Raw genomic sequence first — 22,051 nt, 5'->3', positions numbered from 1 at the left:
TCAGCACGCCCCCGCGGCGTGACCGAAAGCTTGATGCGGGTGGCGCCGCCCCTCAGGAGCAGAGACTCGCGGCCGCGACCGTGTACGTGCGCGTGTTGGATGCGCCGGAAGACCATGTCGTGACGCCGAAGTTACGGTTCGCCACCACCCAGGCGGTTCCTTGCGAGATCAAGGTCGTGATGGTCATCGAGGTGTTGGTCGTTGTGGCTGTCTGCGCTCCACCGGCCTCGTAATGGACGATGTAGTCGGTCGCGCCCGGCACCGCCGTCCAGGTGAAGGTGACAGAGGCGACTCCAATCAGCCCGCAACTGAAGTTGGCCGGTGCCGGAACCGTGGCCGACTGGAGGGTGGTGCCCGCCCACGGGGGCCGCGTCGGTCCACGGAGCGGCCCAGGCCCGTGCCGGCAGCCCCGTCGCCGCGGCTGCTCCGGCCACGAGGATCAGGGCGACCGGTAGCGCCCAGCGGGCCGGCGACGGCGAGTTGTGGTCGTCGCGCTCGCCGCGACGCAGTAGCACCCACAGCAGGAAGACGGTGTACCCGCCCAGCGCCATCAGGCCGATCGGCCCGGTTCCCCATGCGACGACGAAGCCGGCCTTGGGTACGACGAACAGCACTCGTTGTGCCTCGCTGAGGGTGTACACCTCGCGGTCGGGAGTGTCGTTGGCGTCGCCTTTGAGCGTCAGCCGACGGAGGTGGCCCTGGCCGGCGACATCGACCACCCGATGGGTCACCCGATCGCCGGTGGCGTTGAGCACCGAGACCACGTCGCCGGGCCGCAGCTCGGTGGCACTCACCGTCCGCGCCAGAGCCACGTCCCCCGTGTGAGCGCTCGGAGCCATCGAGCCGGACCGGAAGACGAGCACGTGCGCCCCGAACACCACCGCAGCCATCCCCAGCAGAAGACAGCCCGTTCCGAGCACGGCACCAGCAGTCAACAGCACCTCCCGGATCCGGTGCCGGATACGCGAGCTCGCCGTCACGAGATGTCCGAGGTGCCGGTGATCGTGAATGTTGCGGTCGCTGCCCTGCCCTGGAGACTGCCGGGCGCTGCCGGGTCGAGCGTGATCTGCACGCAGAGCGGCTCGGTGGCGGCGGGCGCCAGCGGGCCACGCCGCGCTCCGATGATCGCTGTCGACGGGGTCGCGGTCAGTGGGACTGCGTTGACGATGATCGCGCCACCCGTGCAGGTCGCACTGCTCCCCGTACCTGACCGGGTCGCGCCGACCACGACGGTGAGCCTGAGCGCCGTCGCCGCGGCGTACGCCCCGGCATCGGCGCCGGTCAGTCCGCCGGTCATCGTGTACATCAACGGCACCGTCCCGTTGTTCCTGACCGTCAGCACCTCGGCTGCCGAGCTCCGCGGGGCCATGGCCGCCATCGACAGGGTGGTGGTCGTGGCCGCGTCGACGCCGTTGACCCGGAGATCGAGGTTCCCCGCGCTGAACGACGTCCCCGTGATGGGCACCTCGTCGGTCCAGTAGGCGAAGGTGCCGGTGGCCACGAAGCCCAGCAGGACGCCCAGGCCCAGCGCGGCCCGCACCCGCGGTGAGCGCATGCGGTCGGTCAGACGCGCCCTAGACATGGAGGGCCTCCGTCGTGTGGCCGTGCCGCTGTCGGTCGCGCGCCGCGGCCGCGAACATGAGCAGCGCATAGCCGAGGAGCCCCACGGCGACGACGGTCACGCCCACCTGTCGTTCGCGGCCGGTGAGCACTGTGCTGACGTGACCGAGCCATGGCGCCGAGTACCACAGCTCACCGCTCACCTGCACAGATCGGACCCACTCCTTGTCCGGCGAGCCGTTGGCGTCGCCCTGGGTCCTGAACACCGGATCGCCGTCGGGGCCCACGCCCTGGGCGACCACGCGGTGGGTGACGAAGCGTCGGCCGGACTCGGGCTGGTAGGTGATGACCGTGCCGATGCCGATGTCTTCGGGTTCCACAGGACGGACGACGACCAGGGTGCCCGGGGACAGTCCGGGCCGCATGGAGCCGCTGAGCACGGAGTACGGCGTGGCGCCGGCCAGCCGCGGCACCAGGACTGCCGCCGCTGCCGCCGCCGACACGGCCAGGATCACTGTCCAGCACCCGATGCGCCAGATCCAGGTCACCATCAGATCAGGCGTGCACCTGGGTGGCGGTGAGCGTCAGGTCCTCGAGGACCGCGGTGACGTTCTGGGTGGTGTTGCCCGACGTCGGCGCGAAAGTCACATTGACCCGCGCGGTCAGGGCTTCGCCGTCGTCGGCTTCGGTGAACGTCGTGGACGCTGTGCCGCCGACCGTGATGTCGCTGATGTCGACCGTGAGGTCCGACCCGAAGGACCCGGTGCCAGCGGTGAGCGTCGGTGTCGAGATGTCGAGGGCGGCGCGGAGGTGATTGCCCTCGGCGTTGACGGTGTAGCTGCACACGCGGGTGAGGACGTCTCCGGGGACGAGGGGGTCACCCACGGCGTACGTGGCCGGCGCGCTCTCCGCACTGTCGAGCGCCCAGGCGCCGCATCCGGTGTTCGTCGCATCGGTCCCGAGTGACAGGCTGCCCGAGTTGATCGCACCGCCGCCGATCGTCTCGTCGTCGGTCCAGTAGGCCAGCGATCCCAGCCCGCCGAGCAGTAGGACAGCCGCGGCTCCCGCCGCCGCCGCGCCCTTGGTCGTCTTGTTCATGTGGTCTCCCCATGACTTGCCCGACGTACCCAGCTTCGGCACCTGAGTCGAGTGCCGCACGGATACCACGATGACGAGGACGAACGACCGGATCGGGTCGAATCCGGCTCGCAACCGGGTCGAACGAGCCATTCGGGACAGTCGTCTGGTCAGATATGACTAGACGAGCTGGCCCTTCTGGGCCACAGCAGTGAGGGTGACCTGCTCAACTCACCAGCCGCGCTCGGACAGGCGGTGCGGCTGCGGGATCTCGTCGACGTTGATGCCGACCATCGCCTCGCCCAGCCCGCGGCTGACCTTGGCGACGACGTCGGGGTCGTCGTAGAACGTGGTGGCCTTGACGATCGCCTCGGCGCGCTGCTCGGGGTTGCCGGACTTGAAGATGCCGGAGCCGACGAACACGCCCTCGGCGCCGAGCTGCATCATCATCGCGGCGTCGGCCGGGGTGGCGATGCCGCCCGCGGTGAAGAGGACCACCGGGAGCTTGCCGGCCTCGGCGACCTCCTTGACCAGGTCGTACGGCGCCTGGAGCTCCTTCGCCGCGACGTACAGCTCGTCGGGCTGCATGCCCTGCAGGCGGCGCAGCTCGGCGCGGATGGTGCGCATGTGGGTGACCGCGTTGGAGACGTCGCCGGTGCCGGCCTCGCCCTTGGAGCGGATCATCGCGGCACCCTCGGTGATGCGACGCAGCGCCTCGCCCAGGTTGGTCGCGCCGCACACGAACGGCACGGTGAACTGCCACTTGTCGATGTGGTTGGCGTAATCGGCCGGGGTCAGCACCTCGGACTCGTCGATGTAGTCGACGCCGAGGCTCTGCAGGATCTGCGCCTCGGCGAAGTGGCCGATGCGAGCCTTGGCCATCACCGGGATGGAGACGGTCTCGATGATGCTGTCGATCATGTCGGGGTCGCTCATCCGGCTGACGCCGCCCTGGGCACGGATGTCGGCCGGCACGCGCTCGAGGGCCATCACCGCGACGGCTCCGGCGTCCTCGGCGATCTTGGCCTGCTCGGCGGTGACGACGTCCATGATCACGCCACCCTTGAGCATCTCTGCCATGCCGCGCTTCACGCGCGAGGTGCCGGTCTGGGGGGTGTGTTCGGGGGTGCTCTCAGCCATGCCCCAATCGTACGGCGACCGGTGCCGGAAGCCGTATTCGGGATCAGCCGTCGGCGGTGGGTGCAGCGAGTGCCTGCCTGCGGACGAGCATGACCCGCTGGATGACCGTGATCGTGCTGGCGACGGCGAGCACCCAGAGGGTGAGCTCGTAGAGGAACGGGACGTCCAGCACGTCACCGAAGAACGTCATCACGAGGATCGCCACCAGGCGGTCGGCCCGCTCGGCGATGCCGGTCTTGGCGTTGAAGCCGAGCCCCTCGCCCCGCGACCGGGCGTACGACGTCACGCCGCCCATGACCAGGCACACGAGCGACAGCACGAGGTAGAGCCGGTCCTCGACCTGCCACGCGAAGAAGAGCGCCAGGCCGGCGAACAGCGCACCATCGGCGATCCGGTCGAGGGTGGAGTCGAGGAACGCGCCGAACTTGTCGGTGCGGCCCATGGTGCGGGCCATCTGGCCGTCGATCAGGTCGCTGAAGACGAAGGCTGTGATGAACACGACGCCCTGCCACAGCATCCCCTGCGGGAAGAAGATCAGCGCGCCGGCGCTCACCCCGAGAGTGCCGACGAGAGTGACGGCGTCGGGGCTGATCCCGAGCTTGATGAACAGCCTGACGAACGGCGCCAGCATGACGCCCTGCCAAAAACCCTTGAACCTGTCGAGCACGGGCGCAGGCTACCGGGACTCGAGTGCGGCGCAGACCTCGGCCACCGCGGTGGGCGCCCCGGCGACGTACCACTCGACCCCTGCTGCCGACGTACGACGGGCCTCGCCGCCGAGCCCGCGGATGATCGCCTCGCCGGGCAACCGGTCCCAGTCGGCCACGGAGTGCTGGAACGTGACGCCGAACTGCCCCTGGGCCACCGCCATCGCGTCGAGGGTGCCGGAGCCGAGCATCCGCAGGGTCGCCAGGCCGCCCACGACCCGGGCGAAGGCGGCGCCTCGCTCGTCGTCGATGGGCGGGTGAAGGTAGGTCGCGGCGCAGGTCTGGGACAGCGCGACGTCACCGATCGGTGCCATGGACACGCCGTTGCGCGTGGGGTGCAGGTCCGGCCCGCCGACGTAGAGGATGTCGGTCTCGGGGTGGTGCACAGCGCCGAGTACCACTCCGTCGGTGTCGGAGAGCGCGATCGCGGAGCACCACCAGCCGAGCCCGTGCGAGAAGTTGTAGGTGCCGTCGACGGGGTCGATGACCCAGGTCCGGCCGGTGGTGCCGGGGTGGTCGGCACCCTCCTCCCCCACGATCGCGTCGTCGGGGCGCTCGACCCGGAGCCGGTCGACCACGTGCCGCTCGGCGGCCCGGTCTGCGGCGGTCACGACGTCGGACACCGACGTCTTGCGCTCCGTGTCCACACCCTCGGCGAGCATGCCGAGAGCGAGGGCTCCGGCCTCACGGACCAGGTCGGCTGCCAGCTGCGCATCGTCCACGGCGCGAACGCTACCGGCTGGCGTATTGTGGCAGCACGGAGCCATTCAGGCTTCCAACAAGGGAGCCCCGATGGCCGACAAGTCGCCACGGCAAGGCATGACCAAGAAGTCCAGCAAGTCCATCAAGGAGAAGCGGGCCGAGAAGCACGCGAAAGCCTCCGGCGCGAACACCGCCGTGGAGAGCCTGGGCAACAAGAAGAAGTGAGCCTCCTCAGCCTCGGCATCATCGGCACGTCCGCCAAGGAGAACGAACACCGCCTCCCCCTGCACCCCGAACACCTAGCGCGACTGGAGCCGCACATCGCGGCCCAGATCACCCTCGAGCACGGGTACGGCGAGCGCTTCGGACGCAGTGACGACGACTTGGCCGAGTTCGTCGCCGGCTTCGCGTCCCGCGACGAGATCATCAGGGACTCCGACGTCGTCGTACTCCCCAAGCCGCAGCACGAGGACGTCGCGGCCATGCGTGAGGGTCAGGTGCTCTGGGGTTGGCCGCACTGCGTCCAGGACACGGAGATCACCCAGCTGGCGATCGACAGGAAGCTGACGATGATCGCCTTCGAGGCGATGAACCACTGGACCGTCGACGGCTACGTCGGCCTGCACGTCTTCCACAAGAACAACGAGCTCGCGGGCTACTGCTCGGTGCTCCAGGCGATGGAGCTCGTCGGCATCACGGGCGACTACGGCCGTCGGCTGAGCGCGGTGGTGATCGGCTTCGGCGCGACCGCCCGCGGTGCGGTGACGGCCCTGAAGGCGCATGGCGTCAACGAGGTCGCGGTGCTCACGACCCGTGGTGTCGCGGCCGTCGGCTCGCCCATCCACTCGGTGCGGATCCGGCAGTTCGACCACGACCCGGACGATCCGTCCGCCAGTCACGTCATCACCGACCGCGGCCGCGTGCCCCTCGCGCCGTACCTCGCGGAGAACGACATCATCGTCAACTGCACGCTGCAGGACACCGCCGCGCCGCTCACCTACCTGCGAAACGACGACCTCGTCGCCTTCCGTCCCGGCAGCCTGATCGTCGACGTGTCGTGCGACGAGGCCATGGGCTTCGAGTGGGCCACGCCGACTACCTTCGACGACCCGATGTTCACCGTCGGCGACCACGTCAACTACTACGCGGTCGACCACAGCCCGTCGTACCTCTGGAACTCCGCGACGTGGGAGAACAGCGAGGCGCTGCTGCCGTTCATCGAGACGGTGCTGTCGGGGCCCGACTCGTGGCTTGCCGACGAGACCATCAGCCGCGCCATCGAGATCCGCGACGGCCTGATCCTGAACCCGGCGATCCTGGCGTTCCAGGGTCGCTCCGAGGAGCAGCCGCACCTCATCGGCTGAGGCCTGCGCCTACCAGGCCTCGGCCAGGTGGGCCCGGGTGTCCTGCAGCAGTTCGGGCAGCGTGCGCGTGCGGCCGATGATCGGCATGAAGTTCTGGTCACCGGGCCAGCGCGGCACCACGTGCTGGTGCAGGTGCGCCGAGATGCCAGCGCCCGCAACGCTGCCCTGGTTCATGCCCAGGTTGAAGCCGCCCGCGCCCGACACTCCCCGAATCGTGGCCATCGCCCGCTTGGTCAGCGCCGCGATCTCGACCGCCTCGGCGTCGGTGGTGTCGGTGTAGTCGGCGACGTGCCGGTAGGGACACACCATCAGGTGCCCCGGCGAGTACGGGTAGAGGTTCAGCACCACGTAGGCCAGGTCGCCACGGTGCACGATCAGCCCGGCCTCGTCGTCCAGCGTCGGCACCCGGCAGAACGGGCACTGGCCCGTCGAGTCGTCGTCCGGCTTGTTCTCGCCACGGATGTAGGCCATCCGGTACGGCGTCCAGAGACGCTCGAGCTCGTCGGGGGCTCCCGCTCCGTCCTGGCGCACGGCATCATCGGACATGACGGTCACTCTAGGAGGAACACATGGCACGACAGGCAACGGTCGAGCTCGCACCCGGTGTATGGCGGGTGCCGCTGGTGCGTGACTTCGTCAACGGGTTCATCCTGCGTGACGCCGACGGCCAGGTGACGCTGATCGACATGGGCCTGAAGTCGTCCGGCCCCAAGGTGATGGCCGCGCTGTCCTCCATCGGCTCCGGTCCGTCCGACGTCACACGGCTGCTGCTCACCCACGCCCACGTCGACCATGCCGGCGGGGCGGCGCACGTCGCGAAGGTCACGGGGCAGGAGTTCGGCGTGCACACCGACGACGCGGAGTACGCGCGTACCGGGCAGTCGCCGCCCCAGCAGGCGACGACGAGGCTCGGCAAGCTGATGCAGCGTCTCTCGCCGCCGGCGACGTTCGACCCGGTGCCTGTCTCGGAGGAGCTGACTGACGGCCAGGTGCTCCCGGTGGCCGGTGGGCTGCGCGTCATACACACTCCCGGACACTCGCCCGGCCACGCGGCGTACTTCCACGAGAGCTCCGGCGTGCTCATCACCGGCGACTCGATCTTCAACGTGCTCGGCCTGCGCTGGCCGGTGAAGTCGTTCTGCACCGACTTCCGGATGACCCAGCAGACCGCGCACCGCCTCACCGAGCTCCAGTACGACGTCGCAGCATTCACGCACGGCCCCGAGATTCGCGACGCGCCGCGCGAGCACATCCGGAAGTTCCTCGCGAAGAACCCTGCGCGGTAGCTCCACTCAGCTGTCGAGCAGCGCCGTCCGCAGCAGATCGGCATACGGCGCCCGTTCCACTGGACTCACCCAGCGCGCCTGGGCGTGCCGCTCGTAGAGGCGGTCGTCCCGCCAGCGCGGAAAGACGTGGACGTGCAGGTGCCAGACGTCCTGGTCGCCTGCGGGTTCGTTGTGCTGGCGGATCGACGAGCCGTCACACCCGTACACCGACCTCATCGCACGCGCGACCCGCCTGGTCAGGTCCCACACTGCATGGCCCGCGTCGTCCGGCACGTCGTACAGGTTCTCGTGGTGTGCGCGTGGCATCACCAGAGCGGCGCCGGGATTGGCCGGCCACCACTTCGGCGAGATGCGTGCGAACGCGAGGTCGTCGCCGGCCACGAGGTCCTCGGGCCGGTTGTGGTCGTTGAACACGCCGTGCTGGATCAGGCAGAAAGGACAGTCGTAGCCGCCGGGTTCATGGGAGACCGTCACGCACTAGACCTGGACGCGCCCGGCAACAGCCTCCGCAACACGCGCAATCGCCTCGTCGACGGGGACGCCGTTGTCCTGGCGTCCGTCGCGGTAGCGGAACGACACGGCGCCGGCCTCGATGTCGTCGTTGCCGGCGATCATCATGAACGGCACCTTCTGCAGCTGCGCGTTACGGATCTTCTTCTGCATCCGGTCGTCGGAGTCGTCGACCTCGACGCGCAGGCCCTGCGCCTTCATCCGCTTGGCGATGTCGTGCAGGTAGTCGGCGTGTACGTCGGCGATCGGGATCGCCTGCACCTGCACCGGCGCGAGCCAGGGCGGGAAGGCACCGGCGTAGTGCTCGACCAGCACGCCCATGAAGCGCTCCATCGAGCCGAACTTCGCGGAGTGGATCATCACCGGCTGCTGGCGGGTGCCGTCAGGAGCCTGGTACTCCAGCTCGAAGCCCTTCGGCTGGTTGAAGTCGTACTGGACGGTCGACATCTGCCAGGTCCGGCCGATCGCGTCGCGGGCCTGCACCGAGATCTTCGGTCCGTAGAACGCGGCACCGCCCGGGTCTGCTACGAGCTCCAGTCCCGACTCGGTGGCGGCTTCCTCGAGGATGCGGGTCGCCTTGGCCCACTCCTCGTTGGAGCCGATGAACTTGTCGGGCTTGGAGTCGTCGCGCGTGGACAGCTCGAGGTAGAAGTCGTCCAGTCCGAAGTCCTTGAGCAGGCCGAGTAGGAAGGTCAACAGGTGCTTGATCTCGTCGGCCGCCTGCTCGGGCATGACATAGGAGTGCGAGTCGTCCATGGTCAGGCCGCGCACCCTGGTCAGCCCGTGCACCACTCCGGACTTCTCGTAGCGATAGACCGACCCGAGCTCGAACAGACGCAGCGGGAGCTCCCGATAGGAACGGCCGCGCGAGCGATAGATCAGGTTGTGCATCGGGCAGTTCATGGCCTTGAGGTAGTAGTCGCTGCCCTCCATCTCCATGGGCGGGAACATCGTGTCTGCGTAGTACGGCAGGTGCCCGGAGGTGTGGAAGAGCCCCTCCTTGGTGATGTGCGGGGTGGCGACGTACTCGAAGCCCTCCTCGATGTGGCGCTGCTTGACGTAGTCCTCCATGACCCGCCGGATCACCCCACCCTTGGGGTGGAAGACCGCGAGGCCGGAGCCGAGCTCGTCGGGGAACGAGTAGAGGTCGAGGTCGCGGCCGAGCTTGCGGTGGTCGCGGCGCTCCGCCTCCTCGATGCGGTGCAGGTGCGCTTCCAGCTCCTCCTTCGACTCCCAGGCGGTGCCGTAGATGCGCTGAAGCTGCTTGTTCTTCTCGTCACCTCGCCAGTACGCCGCGGCCGAGCGCATCAGCTTGAACGCCGGGATCCGCTTGGTGGTGGGCAGGTGCGGGCCACGGCACAGGTCGCTCCACGCGACGTCGCCGTTGCGTCGTACGTTGTCGTAGATGGTCAGCTCGCCGGCACCGACCTCGACCGACGCACCCTCGGCGGCCTCGCTCGAGCTGCCCTTGAGGCCGATGAGCTCGACCTTGTAGGGCTCATCCTTCAGCTCGACGAGGGCGTCGGCATCGGTGGTGACACGACGGTCGAACTTCTGGCCCTCCTTGATGATCTTGCGCATCGCGGTCTCGATCTTGGCGAGATCCTCGGGCACGAAAGGGGTCTCGACGTCGAAGTCGTAGTAGAAGCCGTTCTCGATCGGCGGGCCGATGCCGAGGCGCGCCTGCGGGAACAGCTGCTGCACGGCCTGGGCGAGCACGTGCGCGGCGGAGTGGCGCAGGATGTCGCGCCCGTCGGGGCTGTCCATGGCCACGCCCTCGACCTGGTCGCCGTCGGCGAGCTCGTGGGCGAGGTCCCTGAGGCTGCCGCCCACCCGCGCCGCGATCACGTTGCTGTCGTCGGCGAACAGCTCCCACGCCTTCGTGCCCGTCGTGGTGGTCCGCTCCTGACGCTCACCGGCGTGGATGCGGACGACCTTGATCTCGGACACGGTGGTACTCCCTGATGGGTGGGCTGTGGATCGGACCCGCTGATCGTATCGGCGGGGCACCACTGTTCTCGCGTGGGTTTCCAGCTGGCCTGCTTCAAATACACTAGGGGGGTATGGTAGTCGTCACGAGCGAGGGCAATACGCCCCCGGGCTATAGGAACCAGAAGGACGACTACCTCAAGCGGATGCGCCGCATAGAGGGCCAGGTCAAAGGCATCGCCCGCATGGTCGAGGACGACAAGTACTGCATCGACATCCTCACCCAGGTCTCCGCCGTCACGAAGGCGAGACGGACGCGACCTCCGTCGAACAGCCGCCCAGCAAGCCCGTGGGTGAGCCGCACAGCGCGACGGGCATCGATGGCTGAGACGTCACGTCAGCTGCTTGGTTGGCACCCGGATGACGGCCCAGGTGTCGGTCGCATCGACGCAGGGCCAGGCGAGTCGACCGTGTTGAACGGTGCCCTCTACTCCCCCGAGGCCTGGCTCGGCCATCCCGCGGTGCATCCCCGGCATCTCCGAAGCGATCGCGGAAGCCCCGGATGCCCGACGATCCGTCGGTCCGAGAAAATCTGCTCCGGCGGTTCGCACAATGCTTGACCGCATGTCTTAAGGGGTACCTGAATGCATGACGCTCGTGGACTCCCCATCCTTGCAACGAACACTCACCGTGGCCTCGGTGCCTGCGGGACACGTCTACGTCCGGCACCTGTCGGCGCCGGGCGGCCGCTCGGTTCGGCGGTTGCGCGACCCGGACCCGGGCGGCACCAGCTCGACGGCCCAGCGGTGGTGGCCGCCGGTGATGCTTCGTCCGGAGTGGGCGGCCGCCGCGGAGTTCGACATCTTCCATCTGCACTTCGGCTTCGACGCAACGACTCCGGAGCAGCTGGATGTCCTCACCCGCACCTTGCGCCAGCGGGGAAAGCCCCTCGTGTTCACGGCGCATGACCTGCGCAACCCCCACCACTCAGAACGCGCTCTTCACGACGAGCAGCTCGATGTCCTCGTACCTGCGGCCGATGGCCTGATCACGCTCACCGCGGGTGCCGCGAGCGAGATCAGCGAACGATGGGGCCGCACCGCCACCGTTGTGCCGCACCCCCACGTCGTCGACCTACGCACCGTTTCCGCCCTGCGAGCCCAGCGCTCCTCCGTCCCGCAAGACACCTTTCGGGTGGGCCTGCACGTCAAGAGTCTGCGGGCGAGCATGGACCCGAAACGGCTCATGTCGACCCTCGTGGCAACGGTTCGCGATCTCGACGGTGCCGTACTCCAGGTCAACGGTCACAACGACGTGCTCAAGCCGGGTGGGGCGAGGTACGACGCGGAGCTGGCTACCCTGCTCGACACAGAGCACCGGCTGGGCGCGCTCGAGCTGCACGTGCACGACTACCTCACCGACCTCGAGCTGTGGACCTACCTCGCCTCCCTCGATGTCTCGGTCCTCCCTTACCGCTTCGGCACCCACTCCGGCTGGCTCGAGGCCTGCCGCGACCTCCAGACCACGGTGGTTGCCCCCACGTGCGGACACTTCGCCGACCAGGGCCCCGTGCTGAGCTATGTGCACGACGAGTCCCAGTTCGACGCCGAGTCGCTACGCGCGGCGGTCACGAGGGCCTACGTGGAGCGTCCCCAGCTGGGTGCCGATGTCGGGGATCGTCGCCGGCAGCGCCGCGAGATCGACGAGAGCCACGACAACCTCTACCGGTCGCTCCTCGCATGACCAGCCTCCGCATCTGTCTGGTCGCCAATTGCCGTTTCCCGATACGCGAGCCCTTCGTGGGCGGCCTCGAGTCGATGACGGCCCACCTGGCTCGTGAGCTGGTACGCCGCGGCCACGACGTGACGCTCTTCGCGGCGCCGGGATCCGACACGCGCCTCGGTGTTACCGCGATGCCCGTGGAGGTCCTGCCGACCGAGCAGTTGTCCGGCCGTTGGGACACGCAGGCACCGCCCGCCGTGCTCATGGCCGAGCACCACGCCTACCTGGCGCTGATGCTCGATCTGGCGGATGCCCAGGCTCCCTTCGACGTCGTGCACAACAACAGCCTCCACCATCTGCCCGTCGCCATGGCCCGCTCGCTCCACGTCCCCGTCCTCACCACTTTGCACACCCCTCCCCTATGGTGGCTCGAGTCGGCCATCCGCCTCGATCGCGGCGCCGGAAGCTTCGTCGCTGTCTCCGACTTCACCGCCCGAGCCTGGGCACCAGTGGTGCAGTCCACCACGATCCTCAATGGGGTCGACGTCGTGAGCTGGTCGGCCGGACCCGGAGGGTCGGACGCCGTCTGGTCGGGACGGATCGTGCCCGAGAAGGCACCCCACGAGGCCATCGACGCGGCGCGCCTCGCGGGCATGCGCCTCGTCCTGGCCGGTCCGGTACTGGACGACTCCTACTTCCAGCAGTACGTCGTGCCACGACTCCATGGTGCGGTCAGCTACGCCGGACACCTCTCCGAGCGCGAGCTGGCCGAGCTGGTCGGTTCGTCGGCCGTCGCTGTCGTGACACCGGCCTGGGACGAGCCGTACGGCCTCGTGGCAGCGGAGGCGATGTCGTGCGGCACCCCGGTGGCGGCGTACGCGCGCGGGGCCCTGCCCGAGCTCGTCACCAACGACACCGGACGCCTGGCGACGCCGGGGGACGTGCCGATGCTGGCCGTCGCAATGCGACTGGCGAGTGGGCTCGACCGTGACGCGGTCCGCGGCCACGCGGCCACGCACCTGTCCCTCGAACGCATGGTCGACGACTACGAACGGATCTACGCCGGTCTCACCCGCCCGGAGGTGGCGGCGTGATCGGCTACTACGTCCACCACCACGGCAGCGGGCACCTGCACCGGGCGACGACCGTGGCTCGCAGCCTCACCGTTCCCGTCACCGGCATCTCGTCGCTGCCGAAGCCAGGAGACTGGCCGGGCGAGTGGTTGCAGCTGCCACGCGACGACGAGGACCCCGCACCTCGCGACCCGACCGCCGGTGGCCGCCTGCACTGGGTCCCGCTGGGAGATCCCGGCCTGACCCGACGCATGCATCTCATCAGCGAGTGGGTTGCCCGCTCTCGGCCGCGCACTCTCGTCGTCGACGCATCCGTCGAGGTGGCGCTGCTTGCCCGTCTTCACGGCGTTCCCGTCGTCGGTGTCGTGTCGCCCGGCCGACGCCACGACGAGGTGCACCGGCTCGGTCTCGACATCTGCGCCGAGCTGGTAGCGGCCTGGCCCGCCGGGTGGACCGAGCGGCTCCTACCCGGTCTGCCTGACCAGCTCAGCTCGCGCATCCACGCTGTGGGAGGCCTCTCACGCTTTCCGGTCGGCGCCGTGCGTCATGAACGACGATCCCGTCCGCGGGTGGCACTGCTTGCGGGCACCGGTGGTGACGACTTCACCCGCGAGCTGGTGACGACGGCACGGCAGCAGACGCCGCACTGGGACTGGACCGTGATGAGCCGGCACCTCGGGACCTGGAACGCCGATCCGCGCGCGGCCATCGCCGACGCCGACCTGGTGCTCACCCACGCCGGCCAGAACGCCATCGCGGAGGTGGCCGCGGCACGACGGCCGGCCGTCGTCATACCCCAGCGGCGCCCGTTCGACGAGCAGGACACCACCGCGGCCGTGCTGCGCGATGGCTGGCCGGCAGTCGTCGCCGACGACGTGCCCACCATGGGATGGGCCGAGTTGCTCGACTCCGCCGTCGGGCTCGATGGTCAGGGCTGGGAGCGATGGTGTGACGGTTCGGCAGCCGACCGCTTCGCCTCCGTCATCCTGGAAGTCGCCATGAGGGAAACGCCAGCATGACCCACGTCAGCGTCGTCACGATCGCGCACGGGCGGCACGCCCATCTGCGCGCACAACGCGCGTCGCTCGCGCTGTCGGTCCGACCACCGGACGAAAACGTCGTCGTAGCCATCGCCGACCCAGTACTCGAGCGCGAAGGGTCTGACGCGAGCCTGCCGTCCGACAAGCGTGGCCTACCCCTCGCTGCGGCACGCAACCTCGGCGCCCGCGTTGCGCTCGACCGCGGCACCGACGTGCTCGTCTTCCTCGACGTCGACTGCCTGGCCGGCCGGTCATTGATCGACAGCTACATCGACGCCGTCTGCCACCATCCCGGCACGGTGTGGTCGGGGCCGGTCACCTATCTGGACCCACCGGCCCACTCCGGCTACGACCTCGACCGGCTCGACGAGCTCGATGCCCCGCACCCTGCTCGACCGGCTCCGCAACCCGGTGAGCTCCAGCACGGGCACGACCCTGACCTCTTCTGGTCCCTGTCCTTCGCCTGCTCCGCCGACTCCTGGCAACGCTCCGGCGGATTCTGCGAGCGGTACGTCGGCTACGGGGGCGAGGACACCGACTTCGGCCACTCGGCTGTCCGATCCGGCCTGGCCCTCGGCTGGGTGGGCGCAGCCCGCGCGTACCACCAGTGGCACCCGGTCTCGCGCCCACCGGTCGAGCACGTCAAGGACATCGTCCGTAACGCCGCCATCTTCCGCGAGCGCTGGGGCCGAACGCCGATGCTCGGATGGCTGGAAGCGTTCGAGCGGGACGGACTTGTCATCCGGCGCGGTGACGAGTTCCTGTGTGCCTGACCTCCCGTTGTCCATGCCCTCGGCGACGCAGTTCAGGACGACGTCGCGGTCGGTGATCATGCCGTGCAGCCTGTTGTCATGACCTCTCTGGCTGTAGCCATGCCGCTGCCCTTCGGACGCACGTCCGTCCCACAGGAGGTGGAGCCATGACCGACGACGATCCGGTCGAGGCAATCGCCTCGCGCCCAGAGCCGGGATCCGAACGGTCTCTACGCTCCGCCACCCCATCAAGACTGGCGGCGCCACGTTTGCGGCCCAGCCCCGTGGGTACCGCAACGACACGAGAGGCAGCTGCCGGACATGTGAACCCTCTCCAGGTCCTCGGGGTCAAGCCAATGGCCCCGGGGGCCGCTCCTCCCTGAGGCGGCGTGACGCCGCATGCCGTATCGACGGCGTCTCGTCGGGTCCCCGAAGTCTGACCAAGGGCTTCGAGGCCCGCGCGAGGCAGGAAAGCAGGCGCTGGCGATGCCATGTGTTGCCTACAAGGCACCGCACATCGAGTCGTTGATGGCTAGGATCTGACCGAAGGGTCTCACCGGTCTGGAGCCGGGACGATTCGGCTCGTCAGAAGGGGGACTCCCGCGTTGAGCACCGTTCAGAGGCACGTCGGTTCCGGCGACGCTGTCCAGCCGCCGCTTGGGCGGTTCACCTACGACACGATGTCGAACCAGTGGGACTGGGACGACGAGGTCTACCGCATCCACGGGCTCGAGCCCGGGTCCGTCGTCCCGACCACCGACTACGTGCTGGCCTGCAAGCATCCCGAGGATCGCGAACGAGTCCAGGCGATCCTGCAGCAGGCCACCAAGGACGCGCAGCCCTTCAGCGCCGCCTACCGCCTCCTCGCCGCCGATGGCACCGAACGCAAGGTTCTGCTCATTTGTGACGCGGGAGTGTGTGGCGGCGAAGGAGATGTCACCTCGATCGAGGGCTACTACATCGACCTCACCGAGGACTTCCGCCACGAGAGCGCCGAGCTCGCACAGCAAGCAGTGGCCGAGTCGGCCCAGCACAGAGCCACGATCGACCGCGCCGTGGGCGGACTGATGGTTGCCTACGGGCTCGATGCGGACCAGGCATTCGAGCTGCTCCGCTGGTGGTCGCAGAACAAGAACATCAAGCTTCGCGAGCTGGCCCAAGGCCTCGTCGATGCAGCAAGCCAGGGGCAGACCAGCCACGATGAGATCCGTCGATCCCTGGACTGTTTGCTGCACGACGTCTCGTCGCACCGAGCGACCGATGAAGGCACGCCCGCTCACGACTAGCGCTCGGAGGCGTGTTGCCTGCCCGACCAGGGGGCCGCGACCGCTGTTCCGGCATACCTCAGCCTCGTATCAGTCCGCGCGCGAGGAGTTGAGTCTCCGGGAGCCGTCAGACCCGTCGCCTCCTGCAATCGGGCAAGCTCGCGCCTTCGTAGCCGTGCTTTCAGAACAGCAGGAGGGTCGCCCCCAGGGCGGTGTCAGAGCGAACGAGGGCGGGCGGCCCGCATCGCGCGGCATCGGCGCTGCCATCGCCACCGGACTGGCCCGCGATGGCGCCCGATCGGCATTCACTACGAGCGCGACCACACCGCAGCCAAGGCCTCGGGCGACCGCGTACGTGCGCACGGCGCAACCACGGTCCTCTCCAGGCCGACTCGACAGACGGGGAGGCGGCCACTTGTGCCATGGGGGCCGTGTGGAAGTCAGCGGTCGAGGCACTCGGTCACGCAAGGACGGACATCCTGGTCAGCAATGCCGGCATCAACGGCGCACAGACCCTCGCCGAGTTCGACGCTGACACCTGAGCGCGCGTGCTTGCGGTGAGCCTCACCGCCCCACTGTTCCTTCTCACCTCGCTGATCCATCACCTCACCGAGAACGGCCGCGACGTGGGCATGTCGACCGGATACCGGGGAATCCCGGCACCCACGCACGTCGCCTACTCCGCGTCCAAAGCCCGACTCAAGCGCCGTCCGCGCAATCGCCCCCGACCTCGCCCGCCCGCGCAATCACCGTCAATGCCGTCTCACCCAGGGTTGTGGACACCAAGATCAACGCTGACTGGATCAACCTGCCCGGTGCCCGGGCGAACGCAGCGGCATGCCTGCGGCCGGCAGGCTCGGCACCCCTGGCGACATCGCTGTCGTCGTCGGCTATCTCGGCGGCGACCAGGCAGCGTGGATCACGGCGCAGACCATCGACGCCTCAGGTGGGGACCCACCTCTAGCCCGTCCAATCCGCCGAGGCGTAGCAGCGGCTCGGCGAGCACCCAGGACCCGTGCGGCCGCGCGGTACCTGGCGAGAGCCGGTGTGACCTCGTCAGCCTGACCGGCCCGGCTCGGTCCGCTCTCAGTCCGCGGTGGCGGAGCGGGCGCACAACCCCCAGAGCACCACCGCGGCTGCCCCGGCAACGATCAGCGCCCAACCGGCCCCCGTGCCGGCGCTCCAGCGATGGACGAACGCGCCCAGCACGGCCACCCCGAGCGCTCCGCCCAGTTGCCGGGCGGCGTTGAACAGACCTCCAGCCACGCCGGCGGTTCCAGGAGGTGCACCACCGACCACCTGAGAGGTGAGGGGAACCAGCGTCAACGGCAATCCGGGACCGGCACAGAGCAGACCGACCATGACCACCACCAGCGGGGCGTGGGTCAACACGGCAGCGCCCGTGACCATCATGCCGATCGTCGTCAACGCCAGACCCCACATCAGCGGAGTCCGCAACCCCCGTTGCACAACCAACCTCCCGACCCGAGCGCCAAACAAGGGGCCCGCGACATACGGAAGCAACGCTGCACCGGCACCCACGGGGCTCAGGCCACGGCGATCGATCAGGTGCAAGCCAAGTACGAACAGCGCGCCAGCCATGATGATCTGGATGCCGAATCCGGTGATGATCGCCCGACGCACTGTCGCCACCCGAAACAACGACAACGGAATCGCTGGTGCGCTTGAGCGTCGTTCGCTCCCCCAGAACGCCAACGCCGCCGTGGCCGCGGGCAACACCCACCACCAGTACCGCACATCCTGACCGAGCTGGATGAGCGCGTTGATGAGCAGACCGAAGAAGGCGACGGCGATGACCTGGGTCAGCAGATCGAGCCGCTGGGATCCCCGAGCCGGAGAAGGCAGCCCCCGACAGCACAACAGCGCGATCAAGGCGATCGGGACATTGACCGAGAAAATCAGGTGCCACGAGCCCACTGCCAATACGGCACCACCCACGAGCGGTCCGGCGGCGAAGCCAACGCCAGTGAGCAACGCCCACAGGCCGACGGCCCGGTGACGCATCGCCGAGTCGACGTACATCGCGCCGATCAGCGACAGCGTCGAGGCTGGAATCAGCGCTGCAGCCGCACCTTGCAAAGCCCGGAACACCACCAGCGTCAGCAGGTTGGGAGCGAGCGCACACATCAGCGACATCGCGCCGAACGCGGCCAAGCCGATGAGGAACGTACGCCGAGCGCCGATCCAGTCGGCAACGGCACCGGAGGACAACAGGAACGCTCCGAAGGTCACCAGATACGCCGTGACAGTCCACTGCTGACCGCTCACGCTGGCGCCCAGATCGGTGGCGATCGACGGCAGTGCGACGTTGAGGATGGTGCTGTCCAGCAGGACCATGAAGTAGCCAAGAGAAAGCCCGATCAGCGGGCCGAGGGAGCCCCGGACCGACATGGTCTCCGGCTGCAGGGCCTCGTTGCCGGGCGTTGTGGTGTCCATGCCGTCCACGGTTCCGCGGACAGTCCAACGTCTCCACCGGAATACCCGAATGCTTCATTCGGTTCCAGCGCACATGGAACCCCGCCACCTGCGCTCCTTCCTCGCGGTGGTGAGACACCGCACGGTCACCGATGCCGCCATCGCCCAGGAGTTGGCGCCGTCCTCGTTGTCGGCCCACATCCGTCAGCTCGAGGCCGGCCTGGGGATCGCCCTGTTCGTCCGATCCCCGGCGGGGATGAGCCTCACATCGGCAGGTTCCCGCCTCGCCGAGCGGGCGCCGGGGCTGTTGGCAGAGTGGGACGACACCCGGCGAGCTGTGATCGGGGCGGACAAGCCGCTCCGGGTCGGCGGTACCGAACACATCGTGGCAACTCAGGTCCCGGCACTGTTGAATGCGCTACGACAGCGCCGGCCCGATCTGAAGGTGGAGGTGAGCGTGCTGCCGACCCGCGCGGACGTCCTCGCCGAGATTCGGTCCGGCGAGACCGACGCTGGTCTGATTCTCGATGCCCGTGAGCACGGCGGGCCCTGGGTACTCTCCGATGTCGATGACCAGCGCCTCGAGTTCGCCGAGCTGTCACCGGTCTCCACCGTCCTCGCCGTGGCACCCGGGCACGTGCTGGCCGGGAAGACGGGCCTCGAACTCGCCGATCTGTCCCAGCACCGCGTCGCTATCGGCCCTAAGGTCTGCGCGATGCACGTAGGCATCGAGCGCTTTCTGCCCCAGCTCGTCCTGGAGCGGCTGCCCAGTCTGGTGATCGCCCGCAGCTGGGCGGTGCACGGGCTGGCGGCCGTCATGCTCCCCGAGTTTGCCGTCGCCAACGAGATCGCAGCCGGCACTCTCGTCCCCGTCCCCGTCGACACCCGCCCGCTGGACTCCTGGCTCCGTCTCGCATGGCAGCCCGGCGCCGACAGGCACCCCGATGTGCGCGACCTGCTGTACGCCGCAGGCAGCGCGATGGCGACCGGTGCCAAACCAGGTCTGGGAGCCGAAATCGCCGGCGCCACGCGTCAGCGGAAGCGACAAGACCCTGGACCTGTCCGTTTCCGAAGGATCATGCCATTGCACCATGCCCAAGAAGATCGATGAAGAATCGCGACAGGGCACAACCGGTGAGAGTCCTACTGCTCCCCAGGAACCGACGGCGACCGCCACCCCGCTGGGGACTGAACCGCCCCGGAGTTTCCGGAGGCTGGGTTTGATGGCTCAGCCGGTCGGCTTGAGCTCGTTTCTTTGAACCGCCCCGGAGTTTCCGGAGGCTGGGTTTGATGGCTCAGCCGGTCGGCTTGAGCTCGTTTCTTTGACGACGGCGTCGGTTGTACTTGGTCTCGATCCACGTGACGATCGCGAGCCGCAGTTCCTCGCGGGTGTCCCAGCGTTTCGTGTCGAGAACGTTCTTCTGCAGGAGCGAGAAGAAGCTCTCCATGGCGGCGTTGTCCCCGGCCGAGGCGACGCGGCCCATCGATCCGACCAGACCGTGGTTCTTCAAGATCCGCATGACCTTCTTGGATCGAAATTGACTGCGCCTATCGGAGTGACAGATCGTCCCGGCCGGCGACCGCAGCGCGATCCGCCTACGGGAATCCTTTGGTGGATGCAATGCTCGGCGCGACAACCGGGGCTCGGGCGATATTGTTTTCTCCATGCCCAACCCGAAGAAGGTGACCTCGCCGGCCTACGACGGACTCGTCGACGACCTGCTCACTGAGTTCCCCGACCTCGAACCGGGTTCGTTGTTCGGCATGCCGTGCCTGAAGTCCGCCGGCAAGGCGGTGATCGGCGCGTTCGATGGCGGGGTGGTCTTCAAACTCGCCGGTATACCCGACGTCCATGCCGAAGCCCTGTCGCTCAGCGGCTCGGTCCTGTTCGACCCATCGGGGAATGGCCGCCCAATGAAGGACTGGGTCGTCGTGACCTCCGAGCACGAGGCCCGCTGGGCTGGCTTCGCTGCGACGGCGATCGGCAGCTGACCGGTCCGGTGAGATGCGTCCATGGATGTCTTCCCACGCGCGGAACCTGCTCCGGTCGCTGTTGGTTGGAGTCTCCGGACGCACCAGGGTCTCCATCTGACCCAGTTCGGTTCATTCCATGGAACCGAGGGAGGATCGTTTCGTCGCGGGCCCTAAGGCTCGAGAAGTTTGCGGAAACGGTTCGTCTCGCTGGTCTCATCCTCCATGAATCGGTCGAGGTCGGCCTGAAGCTCGGCGCGCAGGTCCGGCAGTTCGGGTGCCTGATATGTCGGGTGTTCCGAGTACTCATTGACCGTCTTCATCACGGCTTCCCACCACTTCAGCGTGCCCCGCTGGCCGCGCTGAGCTTCACGGTCAGAGAGCAGGTGCTTCCATACGCGAAGCTCCCAAGTGTTGCGTGCGTCGTCGAGAGCGATTTCGCCCGACAGTAACTCGTTCAGCCGGCGAGCCAACCGCTGCGCCTGGTCCGAGGTGCGTTCCCACGTGTCGACGGTGAACTTCCACCAAACGTCGCGTCGCAACGTCACGACCCGTGCGGCGAGGAACTCGGGCGCGTTCTCTCGCAGATCCTCGACGACGTCGTACAGGTCGTTCACGAGCCCTTCGACCTTGCGGACATCGAACCCCACCAAATCGGCGGTGCTCTCCGCCGAAGACGCGGCGCTCGCCGCGGACGAGGAAGCCTCTTCCGCTGCGGTCGCCGAGTCGGCAGCTGCGTCGGCCGCGCTCGCTGCCCGACGGGCGGTAACCGTGAGCTCCAGTATCGGCTGGGCGATTGAGACATTGATGGCTTGAGCGATCTGGTCGACCTGCGTCCCAACCGTGCCGACCGCGGCCTGAAGCTCATCCGACGTCTGGCGGAACCTGGCTGCGAAGCTGCCAGCTTCGCGGTCGAGATATATGCGCAACAACTCGTCGTCTGTCAGCGCTCGAGTGGAACGTCCCTGCCGGGTCTGTCGGCGCCCTTCGGCGTCGTAATGCGGCGGCATGGTCGGGCGTATCTCTACCCGGACGAACGGCAACACCTCCTTGGTTCCTTCCTCGACCACGAAGATGTCCACGGGGATGGGATAGGTTTCCTTGGCCTTGTTCTGAATCACGTCGACGGCGTTGTCCAGTCCTCTGGGGAGACCGGATGGGACGCCGCGGACGAGACCAGTCGCCTCATCGGTCTGCTCCTTCACGCCGACCAGCAGGTGCGCTACCTTGCGGCTCGGGTCGAGGGCAACCCAGTTGGCGAGCGTGGCGAAGAGGGCAGGCGTGACCGAGTTGAGGGCGCTCTTGAACTCGTAGTGTCCGGACTCACCAAGAGCTAGCATGCGCTTGGCCTCGGCGCTGGTTCGCGAGTACCTCGGGCGGCGACGGTCTTCAGGCATGCACGATGTCTAACAGTCGCCTCGGACGCGCCGATCCGGTTTCGGCAATCAGGAGGACGCTACGCAGTTCGTAGCGGCAGCCGCGACGTAGGCGTTGGTCGGAGCGTGCGCCAATGATGC

Annotated in this window: 22 protein-coding genes and 2 pseudogenes; 11 read left to right on the top strand and 13 right to left on the bottom strand. The window is 68.1% G+C overall.

The window, feature by feature from the left end:
• Positions 1–131: 131 nt before the first annotated feature.
• From H4Q84_RS22955 to H4Q84_RS22925, 7 genes are all read right to left on the bottom strand, one after another.
• Positions 132–980, bottom strand: a complete 849-nt coding sequence (locus tag H4Q84_RS22955) for a signal peptidase I (protein ID WP_248581362.1) — start codon at positions 978–980, stop codon at positions 132–134.
• Positions 977–1,582 carry a TasA family protein gene (locus H4Q84_RS22950; protein WP_248581361.1) on the bottom strand — a complete coding sequence of 202 codons (606 nt, stop codon included), beginning with the start codon at positions 1,580–1,582 and terminating at the stop codon, positions 977–979. Before H4Q84_RS22950 ends, H4Q84_RS22955 begins: the two co-directional genes overlap by 4 nt.
• On the bottom strand, positions 1,575–2,111 hold the full coding sequence (locus H4Q84_RS22945) for a signal peptidase I (RefSeq protein WP_248581360.1): 537 nt from the start codon (positions 2,109–2,111) through the stop codon (positions 1,575–1,577). The genes H4Q84_RS22950 and H4Q84_RS22945 overlap by 8 nt, the downstream gene beginning before the upstream one ends.
• A gap of 4 nt (positions 2,112–2,115) precedes the next feature.
• Positions 2,116–2,790 (bottom strand): alternate-type signal peptide domain-containing protein, encoded by a 675-nt coding sequence (locus H4Q84_RS22940; RefSeq protein WP_248581359.1) that lies wholly within the window; start codon positions 2,788–2,790, stop codon positions 2,116–2,118.
• A 78-nt stretch (positions 2,791–2,868) separates the two neighbouring features.
• A complete protein-coding gene (gene pdxS, locus H4Q84_RS22935) occupies positions 2,869–3,777 on the bottom strand; it encodes a pyridoxal 5'-phosphate synthase lyase subunit PdxS (protein ID WP_248581358.1) in 909 nt (302 codons plus the stop codon).
• Positions 3,778–3,820: 43 nt separating this feature from the next.
• Positions 3,821–4,444 carry a phosphatidylinositol phosphate synthase gene (gene pgsA, locus H4Q84_RS22930; protein WP_248581357.1) on the bottom strand — a complete coding sequence of 208 codons (624 nt, stop codon included), beginning with the start codon at positions 4,442–4,444 and terminating at the stop codon, positions 3,821–3,823.
• Positions 4,445–4,453: 9 nt separating this feature from the next.
• Positions 4,454–5,206, bottom strand: a complete 753-nt coding sequence (locus H4Q84_RS22925) for an inositol monophosphatase (RefSeq protein WP_248581356.1) — start codon at positions 5,204–5,206, stop codon at positions 4,454–4,456.
• Positions 5,207–5,276: 70 nt separating this feature from the next.
• Between H4Q84_RS22925 and H4Q84_RS23300 the strand changes: the two genes are divergently transcribed.
• Positions 5,277–5,411, top strand: a complete 135-nt coding sequence (locus tag H4Q84_RS23300) for a hypothetical protein (protein WP_282580293.1) — start codon at positions 5,277–5,279, stop codon at positions 5,409–5,411.
• On the top strand, positions 5,408–6,550 hold the full coding sequence (locus H4Q84_RS22920) for a N(5)-(carboxyethyl)ornithine synthase (protein WP_248581355.1): 1,143 nt from the start codon (positions 5,408–5,410) through the stop codon (positions 6,548–6,550). Before H4Q84_RS23300 ends, H4Q84_RS22920 begins: the two co-directional genes overlap by 4 nt.
• A 9-nt stretch (positions 6,551–6,559) precedes the next feature.
• Here H4Q84_RS22920 and H4Q84_RS22915 read toward each other — a convergent pair whose 3' ends face one another.
• Positions 6,560–7,096 (bottom strand): HIT domain-containing protein, encoded by a 537-nt coding sequence (locus tag H4Q84_RS22915; RefSeq protein WP_248581354.1) that lies wholly within the window; start codon positions 7,094–7,096, stop codon positions 6,560–6,562.
• 23 nt (positions 7,097–7,119) lie between these two features.
• Between H4Q84_RS22915 and H4Q84_RS22910 the strand changes: the two genes are divergently transcribed.
• Complete coding sequence (locus H4Q84_RS22910; protein WP_248581353.1) at positions 7,120–7,836, top strand: MBL fold metallo-hydrolase; 717 nt, start codon at positions 7,120–7,122, stop codon at positions 7,834–7,836.
• Between the two features lie 6 nt (positions 7,837–7,842).
• On the opposite strand, the gene H4Q84_RS22905 is transcribed toward H4Q84_RS22910, so the two are convergent.
• Together H4Q84_RS22905 and thrS are read right to left on the bottom strand one after the other, a co-directional pair.
• A complete protein-coding gene (locus H4Q84_RS22905) occupies positions 7,843–8,310 on the bottom strand; it encodes an HIT family protein (RefSeq protein WP_248581352.1) in 468 nt (155 codons plus the stop codon).
• Between the two features lie 3 nt (positions 8,311–8,313).
• Positions 8,314–10,296, bottom strand: coding sequence for a threonine--tRNA ligase (gene thrS / locus H4Q84_RS22900; protein WP_248581351.1), 1,983 nt, complete (start codon positions 10,294–10,296; stop codon positions 8,314–8,316).
• A gap of 113 nt (positions 10,297–10,409) precedes the next feature.
• Between thrS and H4Q84_RS23295 the strand changes: the two are divergent.
• The 6 genes and pseudogenes from H4Q84_RS23295 to H4Q84_RS22870 form a co-directional block, all read left to right on the top strand.
• Positions 10,410–10,592: pseudogene (locus H4Q84_RS23295) on the top strand (metal-sensitive transcriptional regulator); the annotation flags it as partial.
• Positions 10,593–10,974: 382 nt separating this feature from the next.
• Positions 10,975–12,018: a glycosyltransferase gene (locus H4Q84_RS22890; protein WP_248581350.1), complete on the top strand. Its 1,044-nt coding sequence runs from the start codon at positions 10,975–10,977 to the stop codon at positions 12,016–12,018.
• The gene (locus H4Q84_RS22885) at positions 12,015–13,091 is read left to right on the top strand and encodes a glycosyltransferase (protein WP_248581349.1); all 1,077 of its coding nucleotides are present in this window, start codon (positions 12,015–12,017) and stop codon (positions 13,089–13,091) included. The genes H4Q84_RS22890 and H4Q84_RS22885 overlap by 4 nt, the downstream gene beginning before the upstream one ends.
• Positions 13,088–14,089, top strand: a complete 1,002-nt coding sequence (locus tag H4Q84_RS22880) for a glycosyltransferase (RefSeq protein ID WP_248581348.1) — start codon at positions 13,088–13,090, stop codon at positions 14,087–14,089. The genes H4Q84_RS22885 and H4Q84_RS22880 overlap by 4 nt, the downstream gene beginning before the upstream one ends.
• The gene (locus H4Q84_RS22875; RefSeq protein ID WP_248581347.1) at positions 14,086–14,883 is read left to right on the top strand and encodes a galactosyltransferase-related protein; all 798 of its coding nucleotides are present in this window, start codon (positions 14,086–14,088) and stop codon (positions 14,881–14,883) included. The genes H4Q84_RS22880 and H4Q84_RS22875 overlap by 4 nt, the downstream gene beginning before the upstream one ends.
• Positions 14,884–15,542: 659 nt before the next feature.
• On the top strand, positions 15,543–16,148 hold the full coding sequence (locus H4Q84_RS22870; RefSeq protein WP_248581346.1) for a PAS and ANTAR domain-containing protein: 606 nt from the start codon (positions 15,543–15,545) through the stop codon (positions 16,146–16,148).
• Positions 16,149–17,213: 1,065 nt separating this feature from the next.
• Here H4Q84_RS22870 and H4Q84_RS22865 read toward each other — a convergent pair.
• Positions 17,214–18,584: an MFS transporter gene (locus H4Q84_RS22865; RefSeq protein WP_248581345.1), complete on the bottom strand. Its 1,371-nt coding sequence runs from the start codon at positions 18,582–18,584 to the stop codon at positions 17,214–17,216.
• Between H4Q84_RS22865 and H4Q84_RS22860 the strand changes: the two genes are divergently transcribed.
• On the top strand, positions 18,583–19,674 hold the full coding sequence (locus H4Q84_RS22860) for a LysR family transcriptional regulator (RefSeq protein ID WP_248581344.1): 1,092 nt from the start codon (positions 18,583–18,585) through the stop codon (positions 19,672–19,674). The two genes, H4Q84_RS22865 and H4Q84_RS22860, sit on opposite strands and share 2 nt — an antisense overlap.
• A gap of 208 nt (positions 19,675–19,882) precedes the next feature.
• Here H4Q84_RS22860 and H4Q84_RS22855 read toward each other — a convergent pair.
• Positions 19,883–20,131: pseudogene (locus H4Q84_RS22855) on the bottom strand (integrase core domain-containing protein); the annotation flags it as partial.
• A 97-nt stretch (positions 20,132–20,228) separates the two neighbouring features.
• Here H4Q84_RS22855 and H4Q84_RS22850 point away from each other — a divergent pair.
• Entirely contained in the window at positions 20,229–20,555 is a 327-nt protein-coding gene (locus H4Q84_RS22850; RefSeq protein ID WP_248581343.1) for a hypothetical protein, read from the top strand.
• A gap of 152 nt (positions 20,556–20,707) precedes the next feature.
• Here H4Q84_RS22850 and H4Q84_RS22845 read toward each other — a convergent pair whose 3' ends face one another.
• Complete coding sequence (locus tag H4Q84_RS22845; RefSeq protein WP_248581342.1) at positions 20,708–21,931, bottom strand: ATP-binding protein; 1,224 nt, start codon at positions 21,929–21,931, stop codon at positions 20,708–20,710.
• Between the last annotated feature and the right edge of the window lie 120 nt (positions 21,932–22,051).

It is taken from the genome of Nocardioides sp. InS609-2 (genome assembly GCF_023208195.1).
In the GTDB taxonomy this organism is placed as follows: Bacteria; Actinomycetota; Actinomycetes; order Propionibacteriales; family Nocardioidaceae; genus Nocardioides.
The sequence above is the reverse complement of the archived record's forward strand: the minus strand, read 5'-3'. Positions and strand labels throughout refer to the sequence as shown.

Bases quoted from the DNA above. Each gene is read 5' to 3' on its own strand.
- H4Q84_RS22950 (WP_248581361.1), bottom strand. From the start codon at position 1,582: ATGTCTAGGGCGCGTCTGACCGACCGCATGCGCTCACCGCGGGTGCGG.
- H4Q84_RS22945 (WP_248581360.1), bottom strand. From the start codon at position 2,111: ATGGTGACCTGGATCTGGCGCATCGGGTGCTGGACAGTGATCCTGGCC.
- H4Q84_RS22940 (WP_248581359.1), bottom strand. From the start codon at position 2,790: ATGGCTCGTTCGACCCGGTTGCGAGCCGGATTCGACCCGATCCGGTCG.
- pdxS (WP_248581358.1), bottom strand. From the start codon at position 3,777: ATGGCTGAGAGCACCCCCGAACACACCCCCCAGACCGGCACCTCGCGC.
- H4Q84_RS23300 (WP_282580293.1), top strand. From the start codon at position 5,277: ATGGCCGACAAGTCGCCACGGCAAGGCATGACCAAGAAGTCCAGCAAG.
- H4Q84_RS22915 (WP_248581354.1), bottom strand. From the start codon at position 7,096: ATGTCCGATGATGCCGTGCGCCAGGACGGAGCGGGAGCCCCCGACGAG.
- H4Q84_RS22910 (WP_248581353.1), top strand. From the start codon at position 7,120: ATGGCACGACAGGCAACGGTCGAGCTCGCACCCGGTGTATGGCGGGTG.
- H4Q84_RS22885 (WP_248581349.1), top strand. From the start codon at position 12,015: ATGACCAGCCTCCGCATCTGTCTGGTCGCCAATTGCCGTTTCCCGATA.
- H4Q84_RS22875 (WP_248581347.1), top strand. From the start codon at position 14,086: ATGACCCACGTCAGCGTCGTCACGATCGCGCACGGGCGGCACGCCCAT.
- H4Q84_RS22870 (WP_248581346.1), top strand. From the start codon at position 15,543: ATGTCGAACCAGTGGGACTGGGACGACGAGGTCTACCGCATCCACGGG.
- H4Q84_RS22860 (WP_248581344.1), top strand. From the start codon at position 18,583: ATGCCGTCCACGGTTCCGCGGACAGTCCAACGTCTCCACCGGAATACC.
- H4Q84_RS22865 (WP_248581345.1), bottom strand. From the start codon at position 18,584: ATGGACACCACAACGCCCGGCAACGAGGCCCTGCAGCCGGAGACCATG.
- H4Q84_RS22850 (WP_248581343.1), top strand. From the start codon at position 20,229: ATGCCCAACCCGAAGAAGGTGACCTCGCCGGCCTACGACGGACTCGTC.
- H4Q84_RS22845 (WP_248581342.1), bottom strand. From the start codon at position 21,931: ATGCCTGAAGACCGTCGCCGCCCGAGGTACTCGCGAACCAGCGCCGAG.